This is a genomic window from Sphingomonas sp. (genome assembly GCF_965200135.1).
Taxonomy (GTDB): domain Bacteria; phylum Pseudomonadota; class Alphaproteobacteria; order Sphingomonadales; family Sphingomonadaceae; genus Sphingomonas.
Window position 1 is genome coordinate 79650 of the sequence record NZ_CBDATK010000005.1, and the last position, 11981, is coordinate 91630.

5 protein-coding genes and 3 pseudogenes are annotated in these 11981 nt (G+C 73.1%); all 8 read left to right on the forward strand.

The features are described 5' to 3' along the window. Positions 1-52 precede the first annotated feature (52 nt). The 8 genes and pseudogenes from ACOFKS_RS04365 (at position 53) to ACOFKS_RS04400 (ending at position 11972) form a co-directional block, all read left to right on the forward strand. Positions 53-2404: a PAS-domain containing protein gene (locus ACOFKS_RS04365; protein ID WP_419808029.1), complete on the forward strand. Its 2352-nt coding sequence runs from the start codon at positions 53-55 to the stop codon at positions 2402-2404. A 2-nt stretch (positions 2405-2406) separates the two neighbouring features. After that, a complete protein-coding gene (gene tsaE, locus ACOFKS_RS04370; protein WP_419808030.1) occupies positions 2407-2847 on the forward strand; it encodes a tRNA (adenosine(37)-N6)-threonylcarbamoyltransferase complex ATPase subunit type 1 TsaE in 441 nt (146 codons plus the stop codon). Then, the gene (locus ACOFKS_RS04375; RefSeq protein WP_419808075.1) at positions 2844-3812 is read left to right on the forward strand and encodes an aminoglycoside phosphotransferase family protein; all 969 of its coding nucleotides are present in this window, start codon (positions 2844-2846) and stop codon (positions 3810-3812) included. The genes tsaE and ACOFKS_RS04375 overlap by 4 nt, the downstream gene beginning before the upstream one ends. Then, positions 3809-4565, forward strand: a pseudogene (locus tag ACOFKS_RS04380) (nucleotidyltransferase family protein). Before ACOFKS_RS04375 ends, ACOFKS_RS04380 begins: the two are co-directional and overlap by 4 nt. Beyond that, positions 4558-7524, forward strand: a pseudogene (gene addB / locus ACOFKS_RS04385) (double-strand break repair protein AddB). Before ACOFKS_RS04380 ends, addB begins: the two co-directional pseudogenes overlap by 8 nt. A 150-nt stretch (positions 7525-7674) precedes the next feature. Continuing rightward, positions 7675-11086: pseudogene (gene addA / locus ACOFKS_RS04390) on the forward strand (double-strand break repair helicase AddA). Between the two features lie 62 nt (positions 11087-11148). Continuing rightward, the gene (gene trxA, locus ACOFKS_RS04395) at positions 11149-11472 is read left to right on the forward strand and encodes a thioredoxin TrxA (RefSeq protein WP_419808031.1); all 324 of its coding nucleotides are present in this window, start codon (positions 11149-11151) and stop codon (positions 11470-11472) included. Then, positions 11469-11972, forward strand: a complete 504-nt coding sequence (locus ACOFKS_RS04400; RefSeq protein WP_419808032.1) for a hypothetical protein — start codon at positions 11469-11471, stop codon at positions 11970-11972. Before trxA ends, ACOFKS_RS04400 begins: the two co-directional genes overlap by 4 nt. The last annotated feature ends 9 nt before the right edge of the window (positions 11973-11981 follow it).

Genomic DNA, 11981 nt, shown 5'->3' on the forward strand with positions numbered 1-11981 from the left:
GGGGCTGGCCTACACGTTCGTCGATGACGGATTCTAGACGGACGACGTTCAGGTGATCGCGATTTCGGGCGGGGCGCTGTTCGCGGCGGGGGTGATCCTGTGCCTGCTGGTGGTCGGGTGCGCGACGCTGGCCTTTATCGGGCTGCGGGCCCGGGCCGACGCGCGGGTCGCGCTGGACGACAACGAGCGGATGCAGGAGCTGCTGCGGGCCGCGCCGGCGCTGGCGATGGCGGTGCGCGCCGATGGCCGGGTCGAGATGCCGCGGCGGCTGGCGGATTGGCTGGGCCTGGCGGAGCCGGCGCGCTTCCTGCCGGAGATGGCGGCGGACGACACCGGGCTGTCGCGCGCCGACGTCGATCTGCTGATCGCCGACGTCGCGGGGTCGAGCCGCGCGGGCAAGGCGTTCGAACGGGCGGTGCAGCCGGTCGGCTCCGCGCGGACGCTGACGATGCGGGGGCTGCGCGCGCCCGGTGCCGCGGGTGCGGCGGGTGACACGGTGGTGTGGTTCTTCGACGCGAGCGACCGCGAGGCGGAGATCTCGCGGCTCGGCGGCGAGGCGACGCGGCTGGGCCGGGCGCTGGAGGCGCTGACCTCGCTGATCGAGGTGGCGCCGCTGCCGATGTGGTATCGCGGCGCGGATCTGCGGTTGCAAATGGTCAACTCCGCCTATGTCGCGGCGGTGGAAGGGCGCGACGCCGCCGACGTGATCGCGCGCGGGCTGGAGCTGGTCGAGGGCGTCGGCCACGCCGGTCCGGTCGCGGGCGCGCACGCGGCTCGAACCAGCGCGCGGCCGCACGAACAGGTGCTGCCCGCGACGATCGGCGGCGAGCGTCGCGCGCTGCGCCTGTATGACGTGCCGCTGGGCGAGGGCGGCGTCGCCGGGTTCGCGGTCGATATCGAGGAGCTGGAGCAGGCACGATCGGCGGGCAAGCGCTTCGCCGAGGCGCAGCGCGCGATGCTCGACCGGCTCAGCGCCGGGGTGGCGCAGTTCGCCGCCGACCGGACGCTGATCTTCTCCAATCAGCCGTTCCGCCGGCTGTTCGCGATGCGCGGCGAGTGGTTGGCCGATCGCCCCGAATTCGACCGGGTGCTGGAGCGCATGCGCGAGGCCGACCGGCTGCCCGAGGTCCGCGACTTTCCGGGGTGGAAGGCGGAACATCGCGAGTGGTTCTTCCAGACCGAAGGCGCGGCGGAAGAGCAATGGCACCTGCGCGGCGGCACCCACCTGCGCGTCGTGGCGCAACCGCTGCCCGACGGCGGGCTGTTGCTGATCTTCGAGGACCGGACCGAACAGGTGCAGCTGGCGAGCGCGCGCGACACGCTGCTGCGGGTACGGTCGGCGACCTTCGACAATCTGTTCGAGGCGCTTGGCGTGTTCGCGGCGGACGGGCGCTTGCAGCTGTGGAACAACCGCTTCCGCGCGTTGTGGCAGCTGGAAGAGGAGTTCCTCGCCGGGCACCCGCGCGTCGACGTGTTCGCGCAGGCGGCGGCGCCCAAGCTGGCGACGCCCAACCGCTCCGCGTTGATCCCCGACCTGGTGCGCTCGGCGACCGCCGACCGGCAGCAGCGCGCGGGGCGGGTGTCGTTCGCCGACGGCCGGCATTTCGAATTCGCGGCGGTGCCGCTGCCCGACGGCAACGCGCTGTTCACGATGCTGGACATCACCGACAGCAGGCGGGCCGAACAGGCGTTGCGCGACCGCAACCAGGCGCTGGAGGCGGCGGACCGGCTGAAGACCGAGTTCGTGGCGAACATGAGCTATGAGCTGAAGACGCCGCTGACCTCGATCGGCGGCTTCGCGGAAATGCTGCACGGCGGCTATGCGGGCAAGCTGACGCCCGACGCGCAGGGCTATGTGACGGCGATCCTCGATTCGGTCGAGCGGCTCGGCCTGTTGATCGACGACGTACTCGACCTGACGCAAGGCGGCAGCGAAGAGGCGTTGGCGCGTGGCGACGTCGATCTGGCCGAAGTCGCGCGCGCGGCGGTGACGACGGTCTTGGCATCGGCGGAGCGCAAACAGGTCGACTTTGCGGTCGAGGTGGCGCGCTCCGTCGGCCGGGTGACGGGCGACGCGAGGCGGTTGCGCGAAGCGATCGAGCATCTGTTGCGCCACGCGGTCGGGGCGGTGCCGGAGGGCGGGCGCGTGTTGCTTCACGCCGACGGCAACGCCACCGCCGCGCGCGTCGTCGTCTCCGACAACGGGCCGGGGATGGCGGAGGAGGCGCAGGCGCACGCCTTCGACAAGTTCGCCGCGCCAGGCATCCAGCCGAGCGGGGAACGCGCGTTGGGGCTGGGGCTGCCGCTCGCCAAGCAGTTCGTCGAGGCGCATGGCGGGACGGTGACGCTGTTGAGCGAGCTGGGCGAGGGAACGCTGGTGACGGTGGAGTTGCCGCGGCGGTGACCATGTCCGTCATGTTGGCCGATCCCGCCGCGACGGCGGCGTTCGGGGCGTCGCTGGCGGCGCTGGTGCGGCCCGGCGACGTGATCGCGCTGGTGGGTGAGCTGGGCGCGGGGAAGACGTCGCTGGCGCGGGGGTTGCTCGCGGCACTGGGGGTGGCGGGCGAGGTGCCGTCGCCGTCGTTCGCGATCGTGCAGCCCTATGCACCGCCCGAGGTGCGGGTGCCGGTGCTGCATGTCGACCTGTACCGCATCGGCGATCCGGACGATTTGGAGGAACTGGGGCTAGACGAAGCGCTGGCCGACTCGGTGCTGCTGGTCGAGTGGCCGGAGCGGGCGGGCGGACGCTGGCCGGACGCACTTCGGCTCACGCTGTCGACCGAGGGCGCGGGGCGTCGCTTGACAGCCGACGTGCCGGCGGCATGGGAGGGCCGATGGCCGACATGACCCCGCCGGCCGGAGCCGCCGCCTTTCTCGACGCGCATGGCTGGGCCGGCGCGCAGGTGACGCCGCTGGCGGGTGATGCGTCGTTTCGGCGATATTTCCGGGTCGTGGACGGTGTCCGGCGCGCGATCCTGATGGACGCGCCACCGCCGCACGAGAACCCGCAGCCGTTCCTCGATGTGGCCGGCTGGCTGAACGAGCGGGGGTTCGCGGCGCCGGGCATCCATGGCGCGGCGCCGAAGGCGGGGCTGGTGCTGCTGGAAGACTTCGGCGACGCCCGGATGCGCGAGGCGGTCGACGCCGCGCCGGCCGAGGGGGTCAAATATTACGAGGCGGCGGTGGACCTGCTGGTCGAGCTGGCGCGGCATCCGGCGGGTCCGTTCGCGCCCTATGATCGCGCGGTGTTGCAGCGTGAGGCGGGGTTGCTGCCGGAATGGTATTGCCCGGCGGTCGGGCTGACGGTCGACACGCCGGGCTACGCCGCCGCCTGGGACGAGGTGCTGGGGCATGCGCTCGCGGACGAGGCGGTCACGGTGCTGCGCGATTATCATGCCGAGAACCTGATGCTGGTGGGCGCGGAGGAGCGACTCGGGCTGCTCGACTTCCAGGACGCGCTGGCGGGGCATCCGGCCTATGATCTCGTCTCGCTGCTTCAGGACGCGCGACGCGAGGTCGAGCCGAGCGTGGAGGCGGCGATGCTGGCCCGGTATCGCGCGGCGACGGGGGCGGGGGCGGACTTCATGCGCGCCTATCATGTGCTCGGCGCGCAGCGGAACGCGAAGATCGTCGGCATCTTCACCCGGCTATGGAAGCGTGACGGCAAGGCGCGCTACGCCGGACTGTGCCCGCGCGTGTGGGCCTATCTGGAGCGCGACCTGAGCGAGCCCGTGCTGGCGCCGGTCGCCGCCTGGTTCGACGCCAACATCCCGCCCGAGCGGCGCGGCGATCCGAAGGTGCTGGCGCGATGACGAGGGTGAAGTCGCTGCGGCCAGATCCCGGCGGCAGCGTGCCGACCACCGCGATGGTGATGGCGGCCGGACTGGGCACGCGGATGCGGCCGCTGACGGTGACGCGGCCCAAGCCGCTGGTCGGGATCGCGGGCACGACGCTGATCGATCACGTCCTGGATCACCTGCGCGCGGCGGGGGTGAAGCGGGCGGTGGTCAACGTCCACTACCTGGCGGACGCGATGGAGGCGCATCTGCGCCGCGTCGCGGGCGAGCTGGAGGTCGTCGTGTCCGACGAGCGCGGGCGCTTGATGGAGACGGGCGGCGGGCTGGCGCAGGCGTTGCCGCTGCTCGGGGACGAGCCGTTCCTGTGCGTCAACAGCGACAATTACTGGCTGGACGGACCGGTCGACGCGATCAGGCTGCTCGCGTCGCGCTGGGACGATGCGATCATGGACGCGCTGCTGCTGATGGTGCCGCTGGCGCGCGCGCATCATCATACGGGCCAGGGCGACTTTCACCTGGCGCCCGACGGGCGGATCACCTCGCGGCGGCGACCGGGGCGGGTGGCGCCGATGGTGTGGACGGGCATCCAGATCCTTCACCCGGCGGCTGATCGCCGACTGGCCGGAGGGGCCGTTCTCGACCAACCTGTTCTGGACCCGCGCGATCGCCGCCGGACGCGCCTATGGGCAGGTCCATCAGGGGCTGTGGTTCGATGTCGGCACGCCCGCCGCGATCGGGCGGACGGAGGCGATGCTGCTGGATGGCTGAGCGGGCGCCGGGCAGGCTGGAGCTCTACACGATCCCGCCGCACCGGGCGTTCGCCGATGCGCTGGTCGCGGGACTGCGGCGGCGGGCGGGGCCGGACCCGCTGGCGCTGGCGCGCGCGACGGTGCTGCTGCCCAACAACCGGGCGGTGCGCGCGGTCACCGATGGGTTCGTGCGGGCGAGCGACGGCGGCCTGTTGCTGCCCCGGCTGGTGGCGCTGGGCGATCCGGAGGCGGGCGAGGCGCTGGGCGCCGCGCTCGATCCGGCGGATGGCGAGCCGATCCCGCCCGCGGTCGATCCCTATCGGCGACGACTGGTGCTGGCGCGGCTGGTGCAGGAGGAGCGCGCACGCGCCGGGCAGCCGGTCGACGGCGCGGAGGCGGTGCGGCTGGCGGGCGAGCTGGCGCGGACGCTGGACCAGCTGCTGGTCGAGGAGGTCGCGCCGTCACGGTTGCGCGAGATCGAGCTGGCGGAGAACCTGTCCGAGCATTGGGCGCGCGCGCTCGCCACGTTCGGCGTGGTGCTGGATCGCTGGCCGGGCGAGCTGGCGGCGCGGGGGTGCATCGACGCGGCGGACCGGCGCAACCGGCTGCTCGATCGGGCGGAGCGGCGCTGGCGCGCGGTACCGCCGACCGGGTTGGTCTGCGCGGCCGGGGTGACGGACGCCGCGCCGGCGGTGGCGCGGCTGCTGCGGCGGGTGGCGGAACTGCCGCACGGGTCGGTCGTGTTCGCCGGGCTCGATCTGGCGATGCCGCAGGAGGAATGGGACGCGCTCGGGCCGCATCCGACGAACCCGGAGACCGGCACGACGCGCCGGTCGATCGAGACGCATCCGCAGTTTCACCTCAAGCTGCTGCTCGACCGGATCGGGGCGGGGCGGGGCGAGGTGACGCCGTGGCGCGACGTCGCGACCGGCGATGCCGGCGGCCGCGATGCCGACTCGGCGCGCGCGCGAGCGATCGCCAATGCGCTGGCCCCGGCGGCGTTCACCGGCAAGTGGACCGGGTTGCCGGCGGCCGACCGGCGACTGGGCGGGGTCGAGGCGGCGGCGCTGGCGACCCCGGCGGAGGAGGCGCAGGCGATCGCGCTGGCGTTGCGCGGGGCGCTGGAAGAGCCGGGGCACACGGCGGCGCTGGTCACGCCCGACCGCGCGCTGGCGCGGCGGGTGACGGCGCATTGCCGCCGCTGGGGGATCGAGATCGACGACACGGCGGGGCGGCCGTTGTCGATCCTGCCGCCGGGCACGCTGTTGCTGCTGCTGGCGGAAGCGGCGGCGGGGCGCTGGTCGCCGTTGCCGCTGCTGGCGCTGCTCAAGCATCCGCTGGTCAGGAGCGGCGACGCGCGGCTCGCCTGGCTGGACGGCGTCCGCGCGATCGACCGGCAGCTGCGCGGGCCGCGCCCGGCGGTCGGGCTGGACGGGATCGGCGGCGCGCTGAAGAAGGGCGCGGCGTTGTTCTGGCCGGAGGTCGCGGCGTGTCTGCAACCGCTGGAGCGGACCTATGGCGACGGGCCGCAACCGCTGGCCGCGCTGCTCGCCTGTCTGCGCGAGACGGCGCAGGCGCTGTGCGGCGATGCCTTATGGAGCGGTCCGGCGGGGCGCGCGGCGGCGGACTTCCTCGCCGCGCTGGAGGCGGAGGCGCCCGCCGGCCCGGCGACGGTCGATCCCGACGAGATCGCGCCGTTGCTGCGGACGCTGCTCGACGAGGTGGCGGTGCGGCCGGCACCGGGGCGGGGGCATCCGCGCCTCGCGATCTATGGTCTGATCGAGGCGCGGTTGCAGGCGGCGGACCTGTTCGTGCTGGGCGGGCTGAACGAGGGGGTGTGGCCGGGCCGGCCGGCGCCCGACCCGTGGCTGGCGCCGCCGATCCGCGCGCAGCTGGGACTGCCGGGGCTGGAGCGCAGGATCGGCGTCGCGAGCCACGACTTCGCGGCAGGGGCTGGGCGCGCCGCAGGTGCTGGTGACGCGGTCGCTTCGCGACGGTGGCGCCCCCGCGGTTGCCGTCGCGGCTGTGGTTGCGGTTGCAGGCGATGGCGGGGGAGGGGTTCGCGCGGGCGAGCGCGCTGGAGGGCTGGACGCGCGCGCTCGACGCGGCCGGGGAGCCGACGCCCGCCGCCCGGCCCGAACCCGTGCCGTCGCCCGAGCTGCGGCCGCGCCGGTTGAGCGTGACGGACCTCGATCGGCTCAAGGCGGACCCCTATGCGTTCTACGCCAAGCAGGTGCTGCGGCTGCTGCCGCTCGATCCGGTCGACGCCGATCCGAGCGCGGCATGGCGGGGGACGGCCGTCCACGCCATCATGGAGCAATGGTGGGTCGAGGACGATTGCGCGCCCGACAAGCTGATGGCGCGCGCGACGGCGCTGTTGGCGTCGGAGGAGACGCACCCGCTGATGCGCGCGCTGTGGCAGCCGCGGCTGCTGGAGGCGGTGCAGTTCATCGCCGACCGGATGGCGGCGCAGGCGGGCGAGGGCCGGGTAGTGGTCAGCGCGGAGGGCAAGGGCGAGATCGCGCTGCACGGGCGTCACCTTGTCGGGCCGCTATGACCGGATCGATCGCGCCGCGGACGGCGGGCTGGCGATCGTCGACTACAAGACCGGGAAGGCGCCGTCCGCGACGGCGGTGCGGGAGGGCTATTCGCAGCAATTGGGGCTGCTCGGCCTGATCGCGGAGCGGGGTGGGTTCGCGGGTGCGACGGGGAAGGCGACGGCGTTCGAATACTGGTCACTGGCGAAGAACACGAAGGGCGGCTTCGGCGCGGTGGTCTCGCCGTGCGATCCCGGCGGCAAGAACAACCGCATCGTCACCGAGGAGTTCGTCGCCATCGCCGAGCGCAACTTCAAGGCGGCGGCGGACGACTGGCTGACCGGCACGCGCGCGTTCACGGCGAAGCTGGTGCCGGAATACGCGCCCTATGCGGACTATGACCAGCTGATGCGGCGGGACGAGTGGTATGGGCGGGAGTAGGCCTCTCATCTCCTTCCCCGCTCTGCGGGGGAGGTGGCGCGCGCGCCAGCCCGTGACGGCGGGGGCGCAACGATTGCGAGCCGGGTTTCCCCTCCACCACCCGGCTGCGCCGGGCGGTCCCCCTCCCCCGCAAAGCGGGGGAGGAAAGCGGTGAGCGCCGGGTCGCCCCTCAAACCGCTGCCGTACCTGAAGGGCGATCAGGCCGCGGCCTCCGACCCGGCGGCGCATGTCTGGCTTTCGGCGTCGGCGGGGACGGGCAAGACGCAGGTGCTCGCCGCGCGCGTGTTCCGGCTGCTGCTGCGTGGCGTCGATCCGGCGGCAATCCTGTGCCTGACCTTTACCAAGGCGGGCGCGGCGGAAATGGCGGGGCGGATCAGCGATCGGCTGGCGCGCTGGGTCAGGATGCCGCGCACCGAACTGGCGGCGGACCTCCACGCGCTGGGCGAGCGGGGCACGCCGGCCGAGCAGGACATGGCGCGGACGCTGTTCGCCAAGGTGCTGGACGCGCCGGGCGGGGGGGCTGCGAATCCAGACCATCCATGGCTTTTGTCAGGGACTGCTGGCGGCGTTTCCGGTCGAGGCGGGGCTGACGCCGGGGTTCCGGCCGCTGGAGGCGCGCGAGGAGGCGGGGCTGCAGCGCGAAGCGCTGGCGGCGATGCTCGCGGATGCCGAAAGCGAGGGCCGGACCCGCCCGGTCGAGGTGATCGGCAAGCTGAGCCTGCGGCTGGGCGAGGGCGGCGCGGAGGGGTTCCTGATCGAATGCGCGCGCAAGGGTGCGGCGCTGGAGGCGATGCCGAGCGGGGTGCAGCCATGGCTGCGGCGGCAGCTCGATCTGCCGAGCGGCGACATCGCCGCACATGTCGCCGAGGAATGCGCCGCGTTCGACTGCGATGCGCTGGGCGAGATCGCCGCGCTCAACCGCGCCTGGGGCACCGCGCGCGGGCAGACCCGCGCCGGCGCGATCGAGCGGTGGATCGAACTGGACGGTATCGCGCGCGCCGCCGGGCTGGAGGCGTTCGGCAAGCTGTGGTCGACCGCGAAGGGCTGGGCGCCGCAGGACGAGGGCTATGCCGAGCAGGCGGAGGGCCTGCAGGGGCGGTGCGCCGAGCTGGCGGCGCTGTTGCAGCGCGGACGCTATGCGGACCTGCTCGCCGATGCGCTGGCGGTCGGGCGCGACTACGCGCGGACCTATCAGGCGGCGAAACGGCGGGCGGGGGCGGTCGATTTCGACGACCTGATTCAGACGGTGGTGCGGCTGTTCCAGCAGCCGGGCATCGGCGAGTGGGTGCGCTACAAGCTGGATCAGGCGACCGCGCATGTCCTGATCGACGAGGCGCAGGATACCAACGCGCATCAATGGGCGATCGTGCGCGCGCTGGCGGACGAGTTCTTCGTCGGGCGCGGCATCCATGCGCCGGAGACGCGGACGCTGTTCACGGTCGGCGACTATAAACAGGCGATCTTCGGCTTTCAGGGCACCGATCCGGTCCAGTTCGAGGCGGCGGCACGCTATTTCGGCGAGCGCGCGGCGGACGCGATGGGCGACGAGGACTGGCCGCTGCACGAGCGCGGGCTGCCGATGCACCGGCTGTCGCTGGTCCAGTCGTTCCGCTCGACCCGGCCGATCCTGGCGTTCGTCGACGCGGCGGTCGCGGCGATCCCCGCGCCGGGTCTCGGCATGCTGGAGCCGATCGAAGCGCACCGCAGCGAGGTGGCCGGTCCCGGCCGCGTGACGCTGTGGCCGCCGGTGATCGCGGGTGGCGATCCCGATGCCAAGGGTGGGGAAGAGGGCTGGATCGACGAACCGGTCCGCCAGCTGGCGGGTGACGTCGCCAAGGCGGTGCGGCGCTGGCTGCACGATCCGGCGATGCGAAAGCGCGACGGTTCGCGGCTGGAGGCGCAGGACGTGATGATCCTGGTCAAGCGGCGCGGCGACCTCGCATCGCTGCTGGTCGCGCGGCTGCATGCGGAGGGCGTGCCGGTCGCTGGCGTCGACCGGCTGCGGCTAAACACGCCGCTGGCGGTGCAGGACCTGTTGGCGGCGGTGCGCTTCGTCCTGCAGCCGGAGGACGATCTTAGCCTCGCGTCGCTGCTGGTGTCGCCGCTGATCGGGTGGACGCAGGACGACCTGCTCGCCGCCGCGCCGCGCGAGTCGGGCAGCCTGTGGCGGCATCTGCAACGCACGCAGCCGGCCGAGCGGTTGCAGCCGCTGGCCGACATGCTCGGCCGTGCCGACTTCGCCACGCCCTATCAGCTGCTGGAAGCCATGCTGTCGGGACCGCTGGACGGTCGCCGCAAGCTGCTGGCCCGGCTGGGCGCGGAGGCGCGCGACCCGATCGAGGAACTGCTCAACGCGGCGCTGACGTTCGAGAGCACGACGACGCCGTCGTTGCAGCGCTTCCTCGACTGGTTCGATCGCGGCGAGGTGGAGATCGTGCGCGATCCGTCGGCGCCGCTCGACGCGGTTCGGGTGATGACCGCGCATGGGGCAAAGGGGTTGCAGGCGCCGCTGGTGATCCTGGCGGACGCCACCGTCGATCCGACCCAGTCGCCGCGATCGACGATCGCGTGGACCTATGACTCCGCCGCCCCGCCGCTGCCGATCTTCGCGCCGCGCAAGGACGAGGCGGGCGGGCCGCTGGAGGCGGCGATCGCGGCGGTGAAGGCGCGCGAGCTGGAGGAACATTGGCGGCTGTTCTACGTCGCGGCGACGCGCGCGGAGGAACAGCTGGTGATCGCGGGCGCGCTCGGCCCGCGCGCCAAGGGCGTGCCCGCGCCGCAGAGCTGGTACGCGGCGGCGGCGGCGGCGCTGACCGCGCTCGGCGTCGCGGAGGGGGCGGGCGAGCGGGTGTATGCGGGCGGCGACGCCTCGGCGGCCAAGGCGGGCACCCCGGTCGAGGTCGCCATGCCGGTGACGATCGAGGTGCCCGACTGGGCGCGGCGCGACGCGCCGTCGGAGGCGCGGCCGGCGCGGCCGCTCGCGCCCTCCGCGCTGGGTGACGACATGGTCGCCGACCCGCCGCCCTCGGCAGATGCGCGGGCGGCGGCGGAGCGGGGGCGGCTGCTCCACGCCCTGTTCGAGCGGCTGCCCGGCGTCGCGCCGGACCTGCGGGCGGCGGCGGCGGATCGCTGGTTGCGCGAGACGGGCGGCGTGACGGACGCTGGCGTGCGCGGTGAGATCGCGCGTGGGGTGTGCGCGGTGATCGGCGACCCGCGCTTCGCCGACCTGTTCGGGCCCGAGTCGCTGGCCGAGGCGCCGGTGACGGCGGTGATCGAGGGCGGGCTGGTGGTCGCCGGGACGGTCGACCGGCTGCTGGTGGGACCCGACCGCGTGCGGGTGGTCGACTTCAAGACCGGGCGGCGTGTGCCGGCGTCGCTCGACGCGGTGCCGCCCTATCACCTGAAGCAGATGGCGGCCTATGCGGCGGCGCTCGGCGTCATCTTTCCGGGGCGGACGATCGACGCGGCGCTGCTCTACACGGCCGGCCCGACGCTGTTCGCGCTGCCGCCCGCGCTGCTTGCCGCGCACAAGCCGGGCTTGCCGGCGACGGAGCAAAGCTAGGCGTTCGGTGGTTGGACCGGGCGACGCTCGCGCCTACATCGTGGACAACAAGGAGACAGCCGATGGCCACCAAGCAGATCACCGACGCCAGCTTTGCCCAGGACGTATTGCACGCCGACGGGCCGGTGCTGGTCGACTTCTGGGCCGAATGGTGCGGCCCGTGCAAGATGATCGGGCCGAGCCTGGAAGAACTGTCGGAGGAGCTGGGCGAGCAGGTGACGATCGCCAAGCTCAACATCGACGACAATCCCGAGACGCCCGGCAGCTATGGCGTACGTGGCATCCCGACGATGATCCTGTTCAAGGGCGGTGCTCCGGCGGCGACCAAGGTCGGCGCGGAGCCCAAGGGGCGGATCAAGGCGTGGCTGGAGGGCGCGCTGGGGTGATCGCACAGTTACTTCTGTTCGCGCAGGCGGGCACCGCTGCGACAGCGGCTCCGTCCTGCCGACGGGAGGAAGGGCGGTTCGTCTATTTCGGTCCGGCGCGGGACTGTAAGCCGTGGCTCGCACCCAGGCGCCATTCGGGCGTGTGGCTCTATGAGTTCGAGGGATCGCGTTTCGTCGAGGGCGCACGGACGCTCGCCGAAGCACTCGCGGAGCCGCCCTACGGCGCTCGCGTGAAGTGGTTCTCGTTCGACGTGCGCAGTCGTCTGGCGGCAGGTTGTCGGCCAGTTCTGGGGCAAGCGTACCTGATCGAGTTCATGGGCCGTGACGCCGCGCCGCTCCCCGCTGGCGAGCACGGCATCGGTGGTGGCTTCGGCCACATGGGCATGTGGTCGGGCGAGGTGTTACTGGACGACGTGACCAAGGTGCGCGGGCTCGGCCCGTTGCCGGGTATGCAGGTTCGCCCCGCTGGAGCAATGCCCACCTGTACATCATCAGGGTGACCGGCCAGG